The organism is Streptodolium elevatio (assembly GCF_040649515.1).
GTDB classification, from domain to species: Bacteria; Actinomycetota; Actinomycetes; order Streptomycetales; family Streptomycetaceae; genus Yinghuangia; species Yinghuangia elevatio.
Map to the genome: position 1 here is coordinate 1 of NZ_JBEZFP010000158.1, position 20,129 is coordinate 20,129.

The 20,129-nt window shown below is 72.8% G+C and carries 16 protein-coding genes and 1 pseudogene; 8 read left to right on the forward strand and 9 right to left on the reverse strand.

Translation table 11 applies throughout. The features are described from left to right. The 3 genes from AB0C36_RS37380 to glyA form a co-directional block, all read left to right on the forward strand. Positions 1-801: LPXTG cell wall anchor domain-containing protein (locus AB0C36_RS37380; protein WP_358363064.1), on the forward strand; the 801-nt coding region annotated here is incomplete at its 5' end. Between the two features lie 32 nt (positions 802-833). Beyond that, positions 834-3,662, forward strand: a complete 2,829-nt coding sequence (locus AB0C36_RS37385; RefSeq protein ID WP_358363066.1) for a neocarzinostatin apoprotein domain-containing protein — start codon at positions 834-836, stop codon at positions 3,660-3,662. Positions 3,663-4,148: 486 nt separating this feature from the next. Continuing rightward, a complete protein-coding gene (gene glyA / locus AB0C36_RS37390; protein ID WP_358363067.1) occupies positions 4,149-5,441 on the forward strand; it encodes a serine hydroxymethyltransferase in 1,293 nt (430 codons plus the stop codon). A gap of 37 nt (positions 5,442-5,478) precedes the next feature. Here the strand turns inward: glyA and AB0C36_RS37395 are convergent, their stop codons facing one another. Both AB0C36_RS37395 and AB0C36_RS37400 read right to left on the reverse strand, forming a co-directional pair. Next, the gene (locus AB0C36_RS37395; RefSeq protein WP_358363068.1) at positions 5,479-5,874 is read right to left on the reverse strand and encodes a hypothetical protein; all 396 of its coding nucleotides are present in this window, start codon (positions 5,872-5,874) and stop codon (positions 5,479-5,481) included. Between the two features lie 200 nt (positions 5,875-6,074). Next, on the reverse strand, positions 6,075-6,458 hold the full coding sequence (locus AB0C36_RS37400) for a PPOX class F420-dependent oxidoreductase (RefSeq protein WP_358363069.1): 384 nt from the start codon (positions 6,456-6,458) through the stop codon (positions 6,075-6,077). Positions 6,459-6,521: 63 nt separating this feature from the next. Here AB0C36_RS37400 and AB0C36_RS37405 point away from each other — a divergent pair, with 63 nt between their 5' ends. Together AB0C36_RS37405 and AB0C36_RS37410 are read left to right on the forward strand one after the other, a co-directional pair. Beyond that, the gene (locus AB0C36_RS37405) at positions 6,522-6,962 is read left to right on the forward strand and encodes a MarR family winged helix-turn-helix transcriptional regulator (RefSeq protein ID WP_358363071.1); all 441 of its coding nucleotides are present in this window, start codon (positions 6,522-6,524) and stop codon (positions 6,960-6,962) included. A gap of 251 nt (positions 6,963-7,213) precedes the next feature. Beyond that, positions 7,214-10,294: a SpoIIE family protein phosphatase gene (locus tag AB0C36_RS37410; RefSeq protein ID WP_358363072.1), complete on the forward strand. Its 3,081-nt coding sequence runs from the start codon at positions 7,214-7,216 to the stop codon at positions 10,292-10,294. Positions 10,295-10,333: 39 nt separating this feature from the next. Here the strand turns inward: AB0C36_RS37410 and AB0C36_RS37415 are convergent, their stop codons facing one another. Further along, complete coding sequence (locus AB0C36_RS37415) at positions 10,334-10,915, reverse strand: TetR/AcrR family transcriptional regulator (protein ID WP_358363074.1); 582 nt, start codon at positions 10,913-10,915, stop codon at positions 10,334-10,336. A gap of 93 nt (positions 10,916-11,008) precedes the next feature. Between AB0C36_RS37415 and AB0C36_RS37420 the strand changes: the two genes are divergently transcribed. Together AB0C36_RS37420 and AB0C36_RS37425 are read left to right on the forward strand one after the other, a co-directional pair. After that, entirely contained in the window at positions 11,009-11,425 is a 417-nt protein-coding gene (locus AB0C36_RS37420) for a nuclear transport factor 2 family protein (RefSeq protein WP_358363076.1), read from the forward strand. A gap of 160 nt (positions 11,426-11,585) precedes the next feature. After that, positions 11,586-12,590 (forward strand): zinc-dependent alcohol dehydrogenase family protein, encoded by a 1,005-nt coding sequence (locus AB0C36_RS37425; protein ID WP_358363078.1) that lies wholly within the window; start codon positions 11,586-11,588, stop codon positions 12,588-12,590. Positions 12,591-12,632: 42 nt separating this feature from the next. Here AB0C36_RS37425 and AB0C36_RS37430 read toward each other — a convergent pair whose 3' ends face one another. The 4 genes from AB0C36_RS37430 to AB0C36_RS37445 are packed head-to-tail and all read right to left on the reverse strand — an operon-like array spanning position 12,633 to position 16,684. Next, entirely contained in the window at positions 12,633-13,847 is a 1,215-nt protein-coding gene (locus tag AB0C36_RS37430; protein ID WP_358363080.1) for a CaiB/BaiF CoA transferase family protein, read from the reverse strand. Continuing rightward, positions 13,844-14,995: an amidohydrolase family protein gene (locus AB0C36_RS37435; protein WP_358363082.1), complete on the reverse strand. Its 1,152-nt coding sequence runs from the start codon at positions 14,993-14,995 to the stop codon at positions 13,844-13,846. The genes AB0C36_RS37430 and AB0C36_RS37435 overlap by 4 nt, the downstream gene beginning before the upstream one ends. A gap of 55 nt (positions 14,996-15,050) precedes the next feature. Next, positions 15,051-16,295 carry a thiolase family protein gene (locus AB0C36_RS37440; RefSeq protein ID WP_358363084.1) on the reverse strand — a complete coding sequence of 415 codons (1,245 nt, stop codon included), beginning with the start codon at positions 16,293-16,295 and terminating at the stop codon, positions 15,051-15,053. Next, the gene (locus tag AB0C36_RS37445; RefSeq protein ID WP_358363085.1) at positions 16,292-16,684 is read right to left on the reverse strand and encodes a Zn-ribbon domain-containing OB-fold protein; all 393 of its coding nucleotides are present in this window, start codon (positions 16,682-16,684) and stop codon (positions 16,292-16,294) included. Before AB0C36_RS37445 ends, AB0C36_RS37440 begins: the two co-directional genes overlap by 4 nt. 90 nt (positions 16,685-16,774) lie before the next feature. Between AB0C36_RS37445 and AB0C36_RS37450 the strand changes: the two genes are divergently transcribed. Next, entirely contained in the window at positions 16,775-17,233 is a 459-nt protein-coding gene (locus tag AB0C36_RS37450; protein WP_358363087.1) for a nitroreductase family deazaflavin-dependent oxidoreductase, read from the forward strand. Positions 17,234-17,687: 454 nt separating this feature from the next. Here AB0C36_RS37450 and AB0C36_RS37455 read toward each other — a convergent pair. After that, positions 17,688-18,561, reverse strand: a pseudogene (locus AB0C36_RS37455) (IS5 family transposase). A 367-nt stretch (positions 18,562-18,928) separates the two neighbouring features. Next, a complete protein-coding gene (locus AB0C36_RS37460; RefSeq protein WP_358363088.1) occupies positions 18,929-19,810 on the reverse strand; it encodes an LLM class flavin-dependent oxidoreductase in 882 nt (293 codons plus the stop codon). Between the last annotated feature and the right edge of the window lie 319 nt (positions 19,811-20,129).

Genomic DNA, 20,129 nt, shown 5'->3' on the forward strand with positions numbered 1-20,129 from the left:
GCCGCGGCGCCACCCGCGGCCGCCGCGGAGAGCGCGACGTCCAAGAGCGGCGGACGGCTGACCGTGACGAAGACCCAGGGGCTCGACCCCTCGGGGGAAACCGTCACCGTGAGCGGCACCGGTTTCGGCCGCGTCCGGGCGGGCGGCTACAACGGCATCTACGTCTCGCTCTGCCAGTCGCAAGGGCCCGGCAAGCTCGCGACCCCGTGCGTGGGCGGCGTCGACATGGAGGGCTCGTCCGGTTCCTCGCTTTGGATCGGCGACAAGGTGCCGCCGTACGGCGCGGGCCTCGCCAAGCCCTTCAACAAGGGGGCGGGTGCCTTCGAGTACCAGCTCACGCTGAAGGCCAAGGACGAGTTCGTCGACTGCACCAAGGTGACGTGCGTCGTCCAGGTCCGCGCCGACCACACCGGCAGCGGCGACCGCGCGGACGACGCCGCGGTCCCGGTGACCTGGTCGACCGGCCCCGGTCCGGGCACCGGCACCACGCCCCCGCCCAACTCCCCCTCCCCGACCGGCCCGACCGCCGCGACCGGGTCCGCCGGCGGCACGGCGTCCGCGGCCACCGGGCAGCAGGCCGCGGGAGGTTCCGCGGACGGCGGCGGCACGACGGGCGGAGCGGCAGGCGGTACGTCCGGCGGCACCACGGGTGCCACGGCGGCCGAGGCACTGCCGAAGACCGGCGGCACCGAACGCACCATCGCCCTCGCATTCGGCGCCACCGCCCTGGTCGCGGCCGGCACCGCGGCCGTGCTCGCCGGCGTCCGCCGCCGCAACGCCCCTGAGACTCCCGCGACCTGACAACACGTCACACGACCGGCCCGACCGACGGCATGCGCTCACGCACGCCGTCGTACTGGGCACCGCACGCCCCGGAGGCACACGTCCCGATGCACATCCCCGGAAACATCCCGAAACGCCGGAGCCCGCTCCGGCAGCGGCCCGGAAACCTGCCCCGCGCGACCGTCGCGTTCGGGGTCCTCGCCACCCTCGCGGTCGCCGGCTCCGCCCCCGCCGCCCGCGCGGAGACCGGACCGGTCACCGGAACCGGCCCCTCGGGCCAGACGCTGAGCGTCTCGCAGGCCACCGGCCTCGACCCGGACGGCGACACCGTGCACGTCACCGGCGCCGGATACGACCAGGCCAAGGGCATCTACGTCGCACTGTGCCAGGACCTGGGACCGGGCCGGATTCCCAGCCCTTGCCTGGGCGGTGCGGACATGAGCGGCGACGCCGCGGCGTCCGCGTGGATCGTCCCGCCGGGCGACCCCAACGCCGGGACGCTGGCGACCGCGTACGGTCCGGGCGGCACCTTCGCCGTCGACCTCGACCTCAAAACCGCGGGCGACGGCCTCGACTGCGCGGTCGTCGCCTGCTCGGTGGTGACCCGCGTCGACCACCGCGCGGCGGGCGACCGGTCCCAGGACGTACGCATACCCGTCACCTTCGCCGACGACGGCGGGCAACCTGGCACCGAGACTCCCCCGGGCACGGTCGTCTACGTCCAGAGCGGGCAGAACACCGCCGTCGGCAAGCCTGTCGACCTGCTGCTGCACCCCGACTCCGGCCGCCTGTACGTCGGTTCCGACAACCTCGTGGACACCGGCGACGTCAACGAGAGCGGCCTCTACACCCTCGACCCCGCCACCGGCCAGGTCACCGGCTGGATCCAGAACTCCCCTGGCTCCACCGGCACTTTGCGCCAGCAGCCCGCCAAGCGGTTCGCCGGGCCCCTCCCCGGCGACGGCGTGGTCTACCTCGTGGGCCTGCGCGGCGTGGCCACCGCCAAGCACGGCGACGAGGCGGCCGCCGGCGGCTGGCTCACCGGCGCCACCATCCTCCAGGTGGAACCGGGCACCTCCGCCGACACCGTGTTCGTGGTCCGCGGCACCTCCCTCGAGGAGGTCGCGGTCGGCGCGACGGCCGTGACCGTAGAGCGTTCCGTCGCGCTGCCCGGGGCAGGCCCCACCACCCTCGACGCGGCCGCGCACACGCTGTGGATCGCCGACTCCGCCGCCCTGCGGGTGCGCGCGGTCGACACCGAGACGCTGGCGGTCGGCGAGGGCATCGCGCTCGCCGCGGACACCGGCACGGTCAACTTCGTCCAGGCGGACCCGGCCAACGGACTCCTGTGGGTGGGCCGGGAGTCCGCCCTCGAGGTGTACCGCACCGGGACCGGCGAGAAGGCCGCGGCTTTCACGTCGTCCGCCGACATCCCCACGTCGATCGCCTTCGACGCCGCGCACCGCACCGCGTTCGTGGCGTGGCAGGACATCGGCCACGACGGCACGCCCGGCAGCGACGGCGTCGGGTCGCTCAACACGTACGACACCGCGACGCTCACCGCGGCCGCACCGCCGACCGCGGTCCCGGGCGCGCACCGGCAGAGCGGCGCCGCCTCGCTCGCCGCCTCGGCGGACGGGACGACGGTGTACTTCGCCGATCCCGCGCAGGCCACCGTCCGCACCTTCACCCGCGGCGTGTCCCCGGCGGTCGTCGGCGCGCCCGCCGACCGCTCCGCCCGGGTCGGCGAGACGGTGACCTTCGAGGCCGCCGGGTCCGGTACGCCGGCCCCCGCGATCACCTGGGAGACCAGCGCCGACGGCGGCGCCACCTGGGAGACCGTCCCCGGCGCGCAGGGCGGCACTCACACGGTCACCGCCACCGCGGCGGACGACGGCCGCCGCTACCGTGCGGTCTTCACCAACTCGGCCGGATTCACCAGGAGTTCGGCTGCGAAGCTCACTGTCGCGGTGCCCGTGGTGCCGACGGTCCGGGTGTCCAAGACGACCGGTCTGACGGACGGTGAGACGGTCACCGTCACCGGGTCCGGATTCGACCCGACGGCCAACCGCGGCGTGGGAGTCTACCTGGCGTACGGCCCCGCGCAGGACGAACCGTGGGCGAACGCCGCGTCGTTCGGTGCCACGCTGTGGGTCAAGCCCGCCCCGGTGTCCGGGACACGCCAGGTCGAGCTGCGGCCGGACGGCACGTTCACCGCCGAACTGGCCCTGCCCGCCGGGTACGGCGCCGACTCCGCGGCCGTCGACTGCCGCACCACCGCCTGCGGACTCTTCACGTTCGCGGCGCACGGCTCCGCCGACCGTACGTACGACACCTACACACCCGTCGCGTTCAAAACCATCGGCGGCCCCGGGGAACCCGGCGGACCGGGCGAACCCCAGGACCAGCAGGTCGTCGTGGACGTAACCCGCGGCCCGCTCACCCTCTCCGTGGCGGGCGACCCCATCCGAATGAGCGACGCCACCCTGGCCGCCGGCGACCCGCAGCTGACCGCCGACGGGGCACTCAACACCGCCACCGTCTCGGACCTGCGCGGCAGCGCGGCCGGTTGGACGCTGACCGGACACGTCAGCGACTTCACCGGAGCACCCGGCGGCACGATCCCGGGCACCGGCCTGGGCTGGCACCCGACGGCGTCGGTCGCGCCCGGCTCGCTCGCGCAGACCACGACCCCGGTCGTGAACCCGGGCGCCCCGATCCCACCCGGTGACGGCCTGGCCACCACCCGAACCTTGTGCGCCGCCCCGGCGGGCAGTTCGGCCGGTACGTTCACCTGCGGCGGGGCGCTCGACCTCGCCGTTCCCGCGGACACCGCCCCCGGCGTCTACACCGCCACCCTCACCCTGACCCTCAGCTGACCACCCCCGTGCGGCGGGGCGGGGCGGACCCCCGCCCGCCGCACGGCGTGGTGCACGTCGTCCGCGTCCGCGGCAGTCATACCGTCACCGCGCCCCGCAAGTGCCCAGCAGGAAGAACGTGTGGCACCGGACGCCTTCGGCGCAGTTTGCCGAGCACCGGACTCGACAGCGTCCCCCTGGGGCCATCGAAGCAACGGGCGAACTTCCTTTGGTCATCTGAGAGTTCGTGCGTCACGCTTCGGCGGGCATGCGGGTCGGGCTCTTGTCTCGGGCAAGAGCGGGGTGCGTGGGCGGAGCTTTGCGCACGGTCCACACAACCTCTTGTCGTTCAGTGGGATGTTAGGTTAGCCTCGCCTAACTTCCTTCGCCAGATGAGGGTATGGATTCCTGCCGGAAGGCCGCAAGGCGCCGACCGCAAGGCGTCGGTGGCTCACGACACCAGGACTGAGCGGTGCAAGACAGCAATGACGGCACGTTCGGAGGTCGATGTCGGTGACGGACCTCCTGGCCCTGCCCCTGTCCGCTGCCGATCCGCAGATAGACGGTTTGCTGGCAAGGGAGTTGGCGCGCCAGCGCGGCACCTTGGAAATGACCGCCCGGGAGAATTTCGCGCCCACCGCGATCCTGGAGGCCCAGGGGTCGGTCCTCACCAACAAGCACACCGAGGGCTATCCGGGCCGCCGCCACCAGGGCGGCTGCGAGGTCGTCGACGAGATCGAGGCCATCGCGGTGCAGCGTGCGCGCGACCTGTTCGGCGCCGAACACGCCAACGTGCAGCCGCACTCCGGCGCGCAGGCCAACGCCGCGGCACTGGCCGCCCTGCTGGAACCCGGCGACACCGTCCTCGGCCTCGAACTTGCCCACGGCGGACACCTCACGCACGGCACGCGGGTCAACTTCTCCGGGCGGCAGTACAACGCGGTCGCCTACCACGTGGACTCGCGGACGCACTGGGTGGACATGGACGAGGTCGCCGAACTGGCCAAGGCGCACCGGCCGAAGGTGATCATCGCGGGTTGGTCCGCGTACACCCGGCACCTGGACTTCGCGGCCTTCCGCATCATCGCCGACGCGGTCGGTGCCCGACTCCTGGTCGACATGGCGTACTTCGCGGGCCTCGTCGCGGCGGGCCTGCACCCGTCGCCGGTCCGGTACGCCGACATCGTCACCGCGACCACGCACAAGACCCTCGGCGGCGCCCGCGGCGGACTGATCCTCAGCCGCGCCGAGTTGGCCGCGCAGGTCGACGCCGCGGTCTTTCCCGGCACCCAGGGCGGCGCGCTCAACCAGGTGGTCGCCGCAAAGGCGGTGACGTTCAAGCTCGCGTCCGGCGTGCCGTTCGCGATGCGGCAGCGTCGGGCCGTCGACGGGGCCGGCATCATCGCCGAACGCCTGGCCCGCGCCGACGTGTTCCACGCCGGTGCCCGGCTCCTCACCGGCGGGACCGACGTCCATCTCGTGCTGCTCGACCTGCGCGCGTACGGGGCCGCGGACGGCGGCACCCCTCTGCACGGACTCGCCGCCGAGGAACGTCTGCACCGGATCGGCATCAGCGTCGACCGCAACGTGGTGCCCTTCGACCCGCGGCCCCCGTCGGTCACTTCGGGCGTGCGCATCGGAACCGCGGCCCTGGCCTCCCGCGGATTCGCCGCAACGTCGTTCGTCGCGGTGGCCGACATCATCGCCGAGGCCCTGCTTCCCGGATACGACGAGCACCGCGAGCGCGACCTGCGCGAACGCGTCGCCGCGCTCGTCGCGGAGCACCCCCTCTACGCCTGAGCGGCCCGCCGACCGCCCCCGTCCTCCCAGGGAGCGATCAGAAGCGGGCGTCGGCGCAGGCGCTTCCGCGGGACTGCAGGCCGCCGCCGGTGTGCTCCCAGCCTTCGGCGCACAGGACCGCACGGTTGGCCAGGTCGCGGTGCACAGGCCCGGTGAACTCCTGGTGGTAGCCCCAGAATCCGGTGGCGCTGTCGCGGTCGGTGCCGCCACCCCAGATGTGGATGTGGCCCGTGGAGTCGCCGTTCCAGGTGGTGGAGGCGGAGATGGTCTCGACGCGGAGACCGCTGCCGACGACGGAGATGCACGTAGGGCCGTTGCACCCGCGGGCGCCCGCCTCCGCCGTCGGCGCACCGACGGCCACCAGGGCGACCGCGCTCACCGCACACAGCCCCGCGTGCAGCATCCGGCAGCCGGCCGGCACCGCCCGGCCCATTGCTCCGCCTCCGCTTCCCTACCACCACCCGAACTGCACCGATTTTGGCAGCGGGCCGCCGCGGGACCCGCACCGCGGAGCGGGATTCCACCCGGACGGCCCACCCGGCCCACTCGGGAGGCGCACACCGAGGCACCGGCCGCCGCCCGGTTCCGCAGGCGGGAGCTACCGGCGGGAACCGAGTGCAATCGGGCGGTCGGTCACTGGGAGGTGGTGCGGGTGGGGCGTACGACCAGCACGACGCGGCGTTCGGCGTCACCGACGGGCTTGTCGTACGCCAGTCCGTAGCGCACGGCCAGCACGTCGAAGAAGTCGCCCTCCGGGTCCGGGTCGATGCGCTCGACGACGCCGCGCACCTCGAGGTAGCGGTAGGGCCGCTCGGGGTCGTTGAGCGAGATCGAGACCCGGGGGTCGGCCAGCACGTTCTTGTGCTTGCGCCGGTCGGTCGTCGTGGTGAAGCGCAGGAACTCGCCGTCCCACACCGTCCATACGGGGTTGACGTGCGGCGCGCCGTCGGGACCGAGGGTCGCGAGGTGGCAGAACAGCGGGCGGTTGAGCAGGTCGGCATGCGTCTCCGGGATCATGGGAGGCAGAGTATCAAAGCTTTGATGGTCGTCAATCTTTGAATGCCTGCGTAGGCTGAGCGCATGAGCATGCCCGCGGATGAGCGCCTCGGACTCGACGTCAAGCGCGCCGAGCAGACACTGCTCGCCGCGAAGAGTTCGGCCGTACGTGCCGCGGGCCTCACCGTCCCGCAGTACGCCGCACTGCTCCTGCTCTCCGACAACCCGGGCATGTCCGCCGCCGCCCTGGCCCGCGGCTGCATGGTCACCCCGCAGGCCATGACCGCCCTGCTCAAGACCCTCGACGAACGCGGGCTGGTCACCCGCACCCCGCACCCCTGGCACCGGGCCATCCTGGAGACCCGGCTCACCCCCGAGGGCACGAAGGCGCTGGGCACGGCCGACAGGCGCGCGGTCGCGATCGAGCGGCGGATCTCCGACGCCTTCACGCCCGAGGAGCGCGAGACCCTGCGCTCGCTCCTGGCCCGGTTCCGCGAAGCCGTCGAAGGCGGCGGCGCGTCGTAGCCGTTCCGGCGCGTTCCGGCGGAACGGCGGGCAACTCGCCTTCCGGCGAGGGCTGTTCGTCGGTTTCGGCGGGCACGCCAGAGCCGGGGCGGGCGCGTACCGCGCGAGTGCCGTGCCGGCGGCGGCCGAGCCGTACGGGTGAAGGCGACCGGACATCCGTACGACGACCCGGGCACGCCAGATGCCTCATGTATGTAATGGTGATACTTCGGCAGGTTTTGTCGGCCAGCCTGATGGATCTGGAGGGCAGCTTGGCACGCGGAACGCCTCCGCCGGACCGGACGGACCCCGACGGGCCCGACGGCGGGGACGACGCCGCGCCCTCCGCCGACGGAGACAGCACCGGCACCGGCACCGCGGACACGCTTAGATGGGCCGTCCTCGCCGGAACCGACGACCTCAGCGAGGCCGAGGTGCTGCGCCTGGCCGCGCAGCAGGCCGCTTCCGCGAGCGGCGCGGCCGTGGGCCTGGTCCACCTCCGAGGCGCCGCGCCCGGCACCCTGCGCCTGGCGGCGGTGGCCGGCCTGCCCACCCGGATGGCAAGGTCGTGGGAACTGCTGGACGCCGCACCCGAGGCGCCGTACGGCGTGGCGCTCGACCGGCGCCGGGCCGCGTGGGGCGACACCCTTCCCGCCGCCGTCGCGGCCGATCCGCAGTGGGAGCGCTGGGCGCGGACGGGCATGTTCACGGTGCCCGTCGAGGTGCACGGAGAGCCGGTCGGCGTGCTGTCGGTGCTGCTGCCGGACCGGCCCCGCCCCGACCGCGAGGCGTTTCTCGTCCACCTCGCCGCGCTGGTCGGACGGCTCCTGCGCGACGCCCGCCGCTGGCAGACCGGAACCACGCCGTGGTGGCAGGAACCGCTCACCGAACGCCGGGAGGTGATGAAGCAGGTCGCCGTCGGCACCTGGAGCTGGGACCTGGGCACCGGTCTGCTGGACATCGACGGCGCGACCCGCCACATGCTGGTGGCCGCGGGCCTGGACCCGGAGTCGTGGGACCGCCGGATCGAGACGTGGATGGCCCGCATCCACCCGGACGACCGGCCGGGCGTCCAGGAGGCGATCGACCACTCGATGCGGACCGGCGAGACGTACGCGGTCGAGTACCGGGTCCTCGGCGGCGCGGACCGGGTCAGCTGGTTGGAACTGCGCGGCACGTTCGAGTACGACGAAACCGGCGCCCCCGTCAGGATGCTGGGCACCGCGTGGGACGTCACCGCCCGCCGCGACCAATTGGACTGGCTGGTCGGGGTCCTGGAACTGCACCCGGACCCGGTCCACGTGGTCGACGCCGACGACCGGGTGCAGTGGGCCAACAAGACCGCCCGCGAGATGGCCGCCGGCGGCAGCGTCGACTTGATCGGGGCGGCGCTCTGGGACGCCGTGGAGACGCTGCGCGACCAGGGTTTGAAGGAGTTGTTCGCCCGGGCCCGCGCGACCCCCGGAGCGCCGATGAGCCTGGAGGTCGAGGCGCGCCCACGGGCCGGCCAGGGCTCGCGGAGCGCCTTCCTGGTGGTGCGGGCCGTCCAGATCGGCGGGCTGGTCGCCGTGCAGATGGCGGACATCACCGACGCGCGCCGTGCCGAACGGGAGGCCGCCGAGCGGGTCCGGAAGGTCCTGGAGCTGAACGCCGCGCTCGTACGGGCGCTGCACACCGGCGACGTGGTCGACGTGGTGACCAGCCACCTGCTCCCGCTGTTCGAGGCGCAGGGCTTCCTGCTCCACGACCTGACGGGTCCGCGACCGCGCCTCATCGCGACGAGCGGCTACCCCTCCGCCTTCACCGCGCCCCGACGGGAGAATCCCGGCGCCTGGCAGGGCGGCCACGAACTGATCGCCACCGACACGGCGCGGCTGCTGCCCTCGGCCGCCGAAGCCACCGGCCCCCGCGCCGCCGGGATCCGGGAACTCGCCCGCGCCACCGGCAAGCAGGCCTGGGCGGTGCTGCCGCTGCGGGCCGCCGGCCGACTGGTCGGGTCCTGCGCCGTCGCCTGGTCGCGGCCCCACCCGTTCACCGCGGACGACGAACCGGTGATGGCCAACCTGGCCACGCTGATCGCCCAGGCCCTGGAGAACGCGCGCCTGTACGAGCAGGCGCGGCACCAGGCCGAACGCCTGCAACAGGAGCTGCTGCCAGGCGAGTTGCCCACGGCTTTCGGGGTGCGGACCGCGGCACGCTACCGGACCGCCCCCGGCCACGAGTTCGGCGGCGACTGGTACGACATCGTGCCGCTGCCCGGCGGACGGGTCCTCGCGGTCATCGGCGACGTGCTGGGCCACGGGCTCGAACAGGCGATCACCATGGGCATCATCCGCCACGCGGTGCTGGCCATCGCGGCCCTGGACATGCCCGTCGACGAACTGATGGCGCGGCTCAACGACGTCGTGGTCCGGCTGAGTTCCGACGCGGACGGCCAACCCGTCTACGCCACAAGCCTGTTCGCCGTCCACGATGCCACCACCGGAGTCTGCCGCATCGCGAGCGCCGGCCACCCGCCGCCGATCGTTCTGCGCCCGGGCTCGGACCCGGTCTCCCTCGACGTGCCGGCCGGGCCGCCGCTGGGACTCGCCCAGGTCCCCGCCGAGGTCGTGGAGACGACCCTCGAACCCGACTCCCTCCTGGTCTTCTACACCAACGGGCTGCTGGGTGCGGGGGCGACGGACGCGGCCACCCTGGGGGCCCGCGTCGCCCGGCACCGCGATTCCGCCGGGCCGCTGACCGCACGGACCGACCGGTCGGCTTGGCTGGAGGCGCTGTGCGACAGCCTCGCCGACGAGCCGCTCCGGAACACCAGGCCGGACGACGCGGCGCTGCTCCTCCTGGCAACCGAACCCTTCGCCGGCGGCCGGGCCGCCTCGTGGGACCTGCCGTGGTCCGCGGAATCAGCGGGCAAGGCAAGGGAGTTGACGACCGAATCCCTGAACTCCTGGGGGCTCGGAGAACTCGACGAAGCGGCGACGCTGGTGGTGAGCGAACTTGTCGGCAACACCGTGCGGCATGCCGTCGGACTGGGCTCCGACGCCGCGGACAACGGCTCGGGAGTGATCCGCCTCAGGCTGCTGAACCTGTCCGACCCCACCTCGGATTCGGCGGCGGCCATGGTCGTCTGCGAGGTCTACGACGGCTCGGAGGCCACACCTCGGGTACGCCACCCCAGCCTCGACGACGAGTTCGGCCGCGGCCTGCAACTGGTCGCGATGATGTCCGACCAATGGGGCGCCCGATTCACCGAGTCCGGAAAATGCATCTGGGCCTCCCTCAGCGCACCGGCCGCACCCGCCGCACCGGCGGTCTCGCCCGGCTCACCCGTCGGATCCGGCTCGGCCGGCTGACCGCGAGACGGCCCGGGCCGGCGTACCCGCGCCGATGCGTCACGCGGGGGCGCGGCGGCCCTCGTCGACGACCCGCTCGGCGAGTTCGCGGGCGGCCGCGGCCGGGCCGGACCCGGGGCGGGTCGCGGCGACGGCGAGCAACCCGTCGACCAGCAGCTGGAGTTGGTCGGCGGCGTGGCCCGGTCGCGGGTGTTCCAGTCTGACCAGTTCGTGTTCCAGGATCTGGTGCACGTCTTCGCGGTACTCGCGGGTGACGGCGTGTCCCGGGTGGTCCGGGTCCGCGAGGGCGAGATCCGCGGCGAGGTAGCGGCAGCCGCGGAAGGCGGGGGTGTCGGCGACCTCGCCGAGCCGGTCGAACACCGCGAGCAGGCGCGCACGCGGATCGTCGCCCGCGGCGTCCATGGTGGTGCGGTACGCGGCCACGTCCACCACGGCGGTACGCCGCAGCACCTCGGTGATCAGGCCGTCCTTGCCCCCGAAGTGCTCGTACAGCGAACGCCTCGCCACGTTCGCGGACTTCAGGATCGCGTCGATGCCGACGCCCATGCCCTGGGTGTACGTGAGCTGCCGAGCCGCGTCCAGAAGGCGTTCGCGGGGGCCGGGTGTGGTGCGCGCTGTCATGGCCCCAGCCTGCCACCCGTTGACAGGTAGATCAACCGGTCTATATGTTCCTACCAGACCGATCGGTCTATCTACCCCATTGGGAGGGCCCCCATGTCCGTACGCACCACCGCCGAGGTCATCGACCGCTTCAACCACGCGTTCGTCAACCGCGACGCCGCCGCACTCGGCGACCTGGTCGGCGAGAACTGCGTGATGGAGTCCGTGCAGCCGGCCCCGCGCGGGGAACGCGTCGAGGGCCGGGAGGCCTGCGTGGCGTGGTGGCAGGCCCTGGTCGACGACCACACGACGCAGTTCACCCCGGTGGACGTGTTCGTCACCGGCGAACGCGCCGCCATCAGCTGGGAGTACCGCTACGGCGAAGGCCCCGCCGACTGGGTCGCGGGCGTCAACATCATGCGCGTACAGGACGGCGTGATCGTCGAGGCACTGGGCTACAGCAAGACCGCGGGCGAGGTCCCCCTCGCGACGGATGCCGAGGCGGACGCCCCCGCGGGAGCCACCCGCTGAGCCGTGTCGGCTCCTCCGATCGCACGTCGGGACCACACCCGAACCCCGAGCGCGACAACGAGTACGACAACGAGTACGACGACAAGTACGTCGACGAGTGCGTCGACGACGTGCTCCACCGAGCACGACAACCAACACCACGGCAAGAGGGGGCACTTCCATGCGCAGCTACCACTTGGACAGCGGAGCCGGGCTCAGCGGTCTCACGGTGCGGGAACACGACACGCCGGCGCCCGGTCCCGGGCAGGTGGCGGTCGCCGTCCGCGCGACCTCGCTCAGCTTCCGCGAACTCCTGGTTCTCCGCGGCGACTACATTCTCCCGGTGAAGCCCGACGTCGTCCCGATATCGGACGGGGCCGGCGACGTCGTCGCGGTCGGGGCGGGCGTGACGGCGGTGGGCGTCGGCGACCGGGTCGCGGCGACGCTGTTCCCGAGTTGGCAGGACGGCCCGTTCGGCCTGGAGCACCTGCCGCAACTGGGCGGCTCGCTCGACGGGATGCTCACCGAGATCGCGTTGGTCGACGCGGCCGGGCTCGTCCCCGTCCCCGACCATCTGTCGTACGAGGAGGCCGCGACACTCCCCTGCGCCGCGGTCACCGCCTGGAACGCGCTGACCGGCGATGGCGCCGGTCTGCGGCCCGGGCAGACCCTGGTGGTGCAAGGCTCGGGCGGTGTCTCGCTGTTCGCGCTCCAGTTCGGCAAGGCGCTGGGCGCACGCGTCATCGCGACGACCAGCAGCCCCGAGAAGGCGGCACGCCTGGTCGAGCTCGGGGCCGACGACGTCGTCGACTACCGGGCCACACCCGACTGGTCTGGCCGGGTACGTGAACTCACGGGCGGCCGCGGCGCCGATCGTGTCGTCGACATCGCGGGCCTGCTCGAACAGTCCCTGCGCGCGGTGGCGATGGCGGGCCATGTCGCCTGCGTCGGGTTCGCGTCGGAGACCGCGCCGCCGGTCGACCCCCGCATCCTGTTCGGCTCCGGCGCGAGCGTACGCGCCGTCGCGGTCGGCAGCCGCGCCCAGTTCCTCGACATGAACCGCATGATCGCCGTCAACCGGCTGCGCCCGGTCATCGACCGCACGTTCGCGTTCGACGACGCGGCGGCCGCGTACGACTACTACGCCTCGGGCAAATCCTTCGGCAAGGTCGTCATCACCGTCTGAACGGGCGACCGGCTCCCCCGCTCGGACGGTGTCGGGCCGACGTCACAGCAGGTCGCCCGCCACCTTCATGGCGACGATGTCGTCCCAGGCGCGCCCGAGTCCGCCGACTATCTCGTCGCCGTGCTCGCCGTGCTCGGGTGCCCGTCGGAGGCGCTGCGGCGCGTCGTCGAACTGCGCCGGACTGGCGACCAGGGGGAACTTCCCTGTCGGGCCTTCGACTTCGACAAGATAGTCGTTGGCCTGGACCTGCGGATCGGCCCCGGTCTCCCCGGCGGAGCGTACGACGGTCCAGGGGATCGGCAGGTCGGCCAGCACGGTCGACCACTCGTCGAGGGGCCGGGCGGCGAAGACCGCGTCCAACTCGGCGATGCACGCCGCGGCGTTGGCGGCGAGTGAAGTGCTGTCCTGGAAGCGCGGATCGGCGCCGAGGTCGTCGCGGCCGACTGCGGCGCACAGTTTGGCGAAGGAGCCCTCGGTGAGCACCCCGGACAGGTAGATGTACCGGTCGTCGGCGGTGCGGTAGGCGTTGACCAGGGGGTTGCGCGCGTCGGCGTGCCGGAACCGCGGGATGGCCTCGATGCCGTACAACTGCGCGGCCACCGCGTTCGGCGACATCACCCACATCGCCGACGAGAGCAGGGAGACGTCGACCACGGCCCCGGCGCCGGTGCGTTCGCGACGGAACAGCGCCGCGGCGATCGCGCCGGCGAGGAAGCCGCCGGAGGTGAGGTCGCCGAAGGCCGGGGACACCAGCGGCACGAACTCGTCGGCGACCTGGCTGGCGGCGTGGCCGACGCCGGCGCGGCTCCAGAAGTCGGTGATGTCGTAGCCGCCGCGGTCGCGTTCGGGTCCGCGGTCGCCGTGGCCGGTGGCCCGGGCGTAGACCAGGGCGGCGTTGAGGGCGTGCAGGTCCGGCACGTCCAGGCCGAAGCGGCGGCGGGCACTCGGGAGGAGGTTGGTGACGAACACGTCGGCCTCGCGTACGAGATCGTGCAGGACGTCGCGGCCGGCCTCGGTCGAGACGTCGAGCGCGATGCAGCGCTTGCCGCGGTTGAGGATCTGCCACATGAACCGGACGCCGACGTCCTTGTCCGGCAGCCCGGCCACCGGATTGCCGTTCATCGGGTCCGCCGTGTGCGGCGGGACGACCTTCACGACGTCCGCGCCCCAGTCCGCCAGGATGGCCCCGGCGGAGGGGGCGAAGGCGTACATCGCCACCTCGACGACCTTGACACCCTGGAGCAGGTCGTACGTCATACGCCCAGCAGCTTCCGCATGTTGGTCTCCGCGATCTTGAGGGCGTCCTCGTCGGGGACGTCCGCGAGCGCCGCGGCGAGTTCCTTGCGGTTGTCCGGCCAGCGCCCGTCGCCGTGCGGGAAGTCGCCTTCCCAGAGCAGGTTGTCGACCGGGACGTCGCCCAACGACTTGAGCGCGAACCGCTCGTCGACCAGGCAGACGAACAGGTGCTCCGCGAACCGCTCGCGGGGCGGCCTACTGCCCATGCCCGCCTGGCCGATCGCCAGGTCGCGGCCCAACCGACCGTCGTGGAAGGTCTTTTCGGCGCGTTCCAGCAGATACGGGATCCACCCGGCGCCACCCTCGGACAGGATCACCCGCAGCCCGGGGAAGCGGTCCAACACGTCCGACATGAGCCAATCGGCCGCCGCCATCATCGAGTTGACGCCGTTGAGGGTCACCAGGACGCCGGGCGGCGCGTCGTCGGACGTGGTGACAAGCCGCGACGAACTGCCGATGTGCTGGCACACCGGCAGCCGCGCCTCGTGCAGGAACGCCCAGAGCGGGTCCCAGTGCCGGGTGTGCAGCGACGGCAGGCCCAGCACGGTGGGGTTCTCCGAGAACGCGATCGCCTTCGCGCCCTTGGCGGCGACGCGCTCGGCCTCGGCCACGGCCAGGTCGATGTCGTACAGCGGCAGGATCGCCGCGCCGTAGAGCCGTTGGGGGTCGACCGAGCACCATTCGTCGAGCAGGTAGTCGTTGTACGTGCGCAGGAACACCAGCCCGGCGTCGAGGTCCTTGACCCCGAGGAAGAAGCGGTGCCCCGCGAACCGCGCGAAGTTGGGGAACGTGAGCTGCCCCCACACGCCGTCGATGTCCATGTCGGCCAGGCGGTGCACGGGGTCGTGGCACCCGGGGCGGATCTCGTCGAAGTTGGCGGTGCCCGGCGCCGGCGGGTAGCCGCTCTCGGGGTGCCCCGGGAGCGGGCGGCAACTGCCCATGGGGATGTAGGTGAGCTGATCGTCGTACAGCCAGGCGTCGCGGCCGTCGGTTCGGACGACGCGCGGGGCGCGGTCCAGGTACGCGGCGGGTACGCGGTCGACCCACAGGTGCGGGGGCTCGATCATGTGGTCGTCCGCGGAGATGAGTTTGGCACCGTCGGGAAGCACGATGAGGCCTTGCCTTTCTCTCTGTGGGGACAGGGCGTTGCGCGTGCGTTGCGCGTCACCGGGCCAGCAGCAGGCTGGACGTGAAGTCCTCCGCCCCACTGGTCACGACCGCGATCCGCGGCCGCGGCGTAACCTGCCGCCCGTCGGCGTCGCCGCGCAGTTGGCGGCACGCCTCGTACAGGCCGCCGAAGCCGTGCATCCGGCCGCCGGAGAGCTGCCCGCCGCCGGTGTTGAGCGGCAACTCGCCGTCCAGGGCGATGCGGTGACCGCCCTCGACGAAGCGGCCGCCTTCGTTGCGCGGGCACAGGCGCAGAGCTTCGAGCCAGCGGAGGGCGAGGACGGAGAACCCGTCGTACAGCTGTGCCACGTCGACGTCGTCCGGCTTCAGGGTGGTGCGCGACCACATCATGTCGGCGGCCCGGTCGAAGCCGGACGCGGATCCCATCGCCTGGATGGTGACCGCACGTGCGGATTCGGGGCCGGGGGCGCGCGAGACGACGAAGGCGAGCGAGCCGTCCACGGGGACGTCGCAGTCGTAGAGGCAGAGCGGATCGGAGATCATCCGGGCGCCGAGGTAGTCGTCGAGGGTCATGGGGGTCCGGTAGACGGCGTCGGGGTTCCGCGCGGCGTTGGCCCTCGCGGTGACGGCGATCTGGCCGAGCTGTTCGCGCGTGGAGCCGCTGTCGTGCAGGTAGCGCTGGGTGAGCAGGCCGCCGTACGTCGGGTATCCGGCCCCGTACGGCGCCGTCCACTGGGTGCGTTCGCGGGCCGCGCTCGCGGCCACGGTCTCGGACCTTCCGCCGCGCTCGGCCTGGGCGGTGGACTCCCAGACCGTGCGGAAGCACAGGACGTGCTCGGCCAGTCCGGCCGCGACGGCGAGCACCGCGTTGACCACCGCGCCCAACTGGCCCGGGAGTTCGCTGCCGCCGGTGTACCAGCGCAGGCGCAGGCCGAGCATGGCGCGTACGTCGTCCACGCCCGCACCGGTGATGCCGGGCGTGGATCCGACCGCGCCGGGGTACGTCGACAGGCCGTCGACGTCGGCGGGGGTGAGCCCGGCGTCCGCGATGGCGGCCAGGGCGGCGTCGGCGGTCAGCCGCCACGGGTCGGTCCCGAGGCGCCGACCGGTCCGCGAGGCGCCGATGCCGCTGATGACGACCTGGTCCTCGGGCTTGGGCGCGGGTGCTCTTGGGGTTGGGGTTGGGGGCGGGGTTGGGGGCGGGGCTGGGGGCGGAATCGGGATGAGGGTTGGGGTCTGAGGCGGGACCGGAGGCGGGGTCGGGGTCGGGGTCGGGGTCATGGGCGGAACACGGGTATCCACGCGTCGCCGGCCGATTCGAAGGCCACCGATACCGGCATGCCGATGCGTACCGCTTCCACCGCGCACCCGACGACGGTGCTCAGCAGTCGCAGTCCGGGCTGTTCGGCCAGCTCGACTTCGGCGAGGACGTACGGGGGTTCCAGTTCCGGCGTCCACTGATAGCGGTTGACGGTGAACGAGTACACGGTGCCCTTGCCGCTCACCGGGGCGAAGGCGAGGTCGGCGCTGTGGCATTGCGGGCAGACAGGCCGTGGCGGGTGCAGGTAGGTTCCGCACGAGCCGCACCGGGCGATGCGCAGGACACCGTCGGCGCCCGACTTCCAGTATTCGGCGGTGCGTTCGGTCAGCGGGGGTGCGGGGCGGTGCATGTCTCTCCTCCCTGCGGAATGATGGTATTGCATCATGGTGATGGTATTTACTCAATCACCTTGTCCGAGCACGCAGACCAGAGGAGGGGCATGAACGACCCCGCACCGGGCGACGCGGCCTACCGCGCGCCGGATCTGACGCTGGTGGGAGCCGAGCACGTACGCCGCTACCGCGAGACGGGCGGCGAAGTCGGCTACGAGTGGAACGGCGTCACCGCGCTGCTCCTGACCACGACCGGGCGCACGTCCGGCGAGCCGCGGACATCGGCGCTGATCTTCGGCGCCGACGGCGACCGGTTGGTGGTCGTCGCCTCGCAGGGCGGCGCTCCCACGCATCCACAGTGGTACCGGAACCTGCTCGCGCAGCCGCGCGTACAGATCCAGGTCAAGGACCGGCAGTTCGCCGCAGTCGCGCGGACCGCCGACAGCCCCGAGCGCGAGCGGCTCTGGGGGCTGATGACCGGGCTTTGGCCCAACTACGACGCGTACCAGGAGCGCACGGACCGCCAAATCCCCGTGGTCGTCCTGGAACCGGTCGCGGACGCGTAGCGGCAGGGGTCCACCACGCCGGCGTGGCCGTCACACCTGTGCGCGGTCACGACGGCGCAGCGGTCACGACGGGCGGGGCAGTTGTGCCCACGGGGCCGACACGGTCGGCCTGGCGCGGGAACCCTCGCAGACGAACCGCAGCGGCGACGCATCGGTCACGGCGGTGGGGCGGGTGCGGACAAGTGCCCGTCCACTGCGGTGGCAATGCGGCGGTGGCAGCCGCGGGAACGGCCGCGCACGGCTAAGTCGTGTCTTCAAATTCTCGCCTGGTCCGCGAACCGTGGCACGCACGCTCGCCGCGTTACGGACCTTGCCGCCGGGCCTGACGGCCCTCCCAAGCCAAACCCAGGCCGAGCCGCGGCCCGCGCCTTGCGAACGCACGCACCACGCCCCGCGGGCTGTCCGACGCGAATTTGAAGACACTCCCTGGGGTTTGTTTGATGGTGGATCTTGGTCATGGCCATTCGCCGATCGCGGCGATGGTGACGGTTGCTTCGTAGCGGACGGCGAGTTTGTCGTACCGAGTGGCGACTGCCCGGTTCCGCTTCAGGCGGTTGATGCAGCATTCGCGGCGTGGTGGGCCTTGCAGTCCTCCCGGTCGAAGGCCGGCGGGCGTCCGCCCGCCGGCCCGCGGCGTTTGCGGTTGCGGATCTGGTCGGCGGGCTCGGGGATCGTGCAGGCGACGTCGAGCGTGCGCAGCAGTGTGCGGTTCGCGCGGGAGCTGTAGGCCTTGTCGCCGCGCACCCGCCCGGGGCGGGTGCGCGGTCTGCCCGGTCCGATCCGCGGGACCCGGATCGCGTCAAGCAGGTACGCGAACTGCGTTGAGTCGCCGCGCTGTCCGGCGGTGAGCAGCAGGGCCGGGGGACGCTGGCCCTGCTCGCAGACCGGGTGGATCTTCGTGGTCAGCCCGCCGCGGGACCGGCCGAGCGCGTGGTCGGCCGGTTCGTCGGCAAAGCCGTCCGGCGGCTCGCGTCGCAGATCCCCTCTTTCCGCGCCCCGGCGGCGTGCTGGTGCGCGCGGCAGACCGTCGAGTCCACGTTCACGTCCCAGGTGATCAGCCCGCGCGCGTCGGCGCGGGCCTGGAGCTGTTCGAGGATCCGTGCCCTGGTGCCGTCGCGCTGCCAGCGGCGGAACGGGCTGTACGCGGACTCCCACGGCCCGTACCGCTCGGGTATGTCCCACCACGGCGTGCCCGTCCGGGTGCGCCGACGGATCGCGTTGACCTGGTCGCGACGCGTCCATTCCGCCGGCCGGCCGCGCTTGCGCGCGGCCGCCAACAACGGTTCCAGCACAGCCCATTGACCCTCGGTCAAATCTCCTCGTCCCACCCGAAGATCACCTCAGACCAAGATCCTCCACTTTCAAACAGACCCTAGGAGGACCGCTATGGCGGTGAGGGCCATCACAGCATCCGGGACGATCGCGGACGAGTAGTTGTCCGCCGCAGCGGCGACGCGGCGGTTGTAGCTGTGGGACGGACGCGGACACGTGACCGTCCCACAGCGGCGCAACGCGGCGGCCGAAACTGCCGGGCTGTCGCGTACGGGTGGCGGAGAGGCACGGCGCGGCGAGGGCCGTCACAGGTGCCGAGACGGTCGCGGGCGGTAGCCGTCCGCCGCGGTGGCGGCGCGGGGGTGACAACTAGCCGGAGGTCGCGCGCGGGTGGTGGTGCGGGGCGCGGCGGCGGCTCGGGGGTCATAGCTGGGGGACGACGTCCTTCAGCAGCCGCAGGGCGGTGGCGTGGGGGTCGGGGCCGCACGGGCACAGGATCAGGTGCCCGGCCCCGGCCTCCGCGAACGCCCGCAACTGCACCGCCACTTCGTCCGGTGTTCCGGCGGCGGCGACTCGGTCCAGGACGGCGTCCGCGTCCTGCCGGAAAGTCCCGGCGAGAAATTCGAGCATGTGCCGGCGCGCCTCTGCCGTGGAGTCGGCGACGCTGGTGAACACGTACGCGTACCAGGCGAACCCGGCCAGGTCCCGCTCGGCCCGCTCCGCCTCGTCGTGGATGTCGCGGGCCGCGCGGGCGTAGCGCTCGGGCGAGTAGAGGTACGGCATCCAGCCGTCGCCGAGCCGGGCCGCGCGACGTATCGCGGGCGCGCGGCGGCCGGTCACCACGATGGGCGGCCCGCGCGGGCGGGCCGGGGCCGGGTGGATGCGCACGTCGCGGAAGTTGTGGTGGGGCCCGTCGTGGGTGACCGGCCGGGCGGTCCAAAATCGGCGCAGCAGCGGGATCATCTCGTCGGCGCGGGCGCCGCGCTGGGCGAGCGGGACCTCGCAGGCGTCGAAGTCCGCGGGATACTCGCCGCCGACCCCGGCGCCGACGGTGATCCGGCCGCCGGACGCCCGGTCGAGGTCGGCGAGTTGCTTGGCGAGCAAGCCCGGCGGATACAGCGGGAGCGCGAGTGTGGCGGTGCCCACCACCGCGGTCGCCGTCTGCTCGATGAGGCGCGCGAGCCAGACCAAGGGCTCGGGGCTGGGATTCACCGACGCCACGTGTCCGCCGACCCAGAAGGACGCCGCGCCGGCCGCCTCCAGCTCGGCGACTTCGACGGCGGACGCCGGCGCCACGAAGCCCACGCGCGGAGACTCGACCGCAGGCTTGCGAGCCCCGGCCCCCGCGCCCGGCACCGTTTCGGAAGCGCTATCCCCTGACGTCGCAGGAGTTCGAACCGCGGCCCCCGCGCCCGGCGCCGCTTCGGGAGCGCTATCCCCTGACGTCGCAGGAGTTCGCGCCGCGCCCCCCGCACCCGGCGCCGCTTCGGAAACGCTATCCCCTGACGTCGCAGGAGTTCGAACCGCGGCCCCCGCGCCCGGCGCCGCTTCGGAAGCGCTATCCCCTGACGTCGCAGGAGTTCGAACCGCGGCCCCCGCGCCCGGCGCCGCTTCGGAAGCGCTA

Coding starts and splice junctions, on each gene's coding strand:
- AB0C36_RS37440 (WP_358363084.1), bottom strand. CDS start 16,295: ATGACCCCGACCCCGACCCCGACCCCGCCTCCGGTCCCGCCTCAGACC.
- AB0C36_RS37445 (WP_358363085.1), bottom strand. CDS start 16,684: ATGCACCGCCCCGCACCCCCGCTGACCGAACGCACCGCCGAATACTGG.
- AB0C36_RS37430 (WP_358363080.1), bottom strand. CDS start 13,847: ATGACGTACGACCTGCTCCAGGGTGTCAAGGTCGTCGAGGTGGCGATG.
- AB0C36_RS37425 (WP_358363078.1), top strand. CDS start 11,586: ATGCGCAGCTACCACTTGGACAGCGGAGCCGGGCTCAGCGGTCTCACG.
- AB0C36_RS37405 (WP_358363071.1), top strand. CDS start 6,522: ATGAGCATGCCCGCGGATGAGCGCCTCGGACTCGACGTCAAGCGCGCC.
- AB0C36_RS37415 (WP_358363074.1), bottom strand. CDS start 10,915: ATGACAGCGCGCACCACACCCGGCCCCCGCGAACGCCTTCTGGACGCG.
- AB0C36_RS37420 (WP_358363076.1), top strand. CDS start 11,009: ATGTCCGTACGCACCACCGCCGAGGTCATCGACCGCTTCAACCACGCG.
- AB0C36_RS37400 (WP_358363069.1), bottom strand. CDS start 6,458: ATGATCCCGGAGACGCATGCCGACCTGCTCAACCGCCCGCTGTTCTGC.
- glyA (WP_358363067.1), top strand. CDS start 4,149: ATGTCGGTGACGGACCTCCTGGCCCTGCCCCTGTCCGCTGCCGATCCG.
- AB0C36_RS37385 (WP_358363066.1), top strand. CDS start 834: ATGCGCTCACGCACGCCGTCGTACTGGGCACCGCACGCCCCGGAGGCA.
- AB0C36_RS37450 (WP_358363087.1), top strand. CDS start 16,775: ATGAACGACCCCGCACCGGGCGACGCGGCCTACCGCGCGCCGGATCTG.
- AB0C36_RS37395 (WP_358363068.1), bottom strand. CDS start 5,874: ATGGGCCGGGCGGTGCCGGCCGGCTGCCGGATGCTGCACGCGGGGCTG.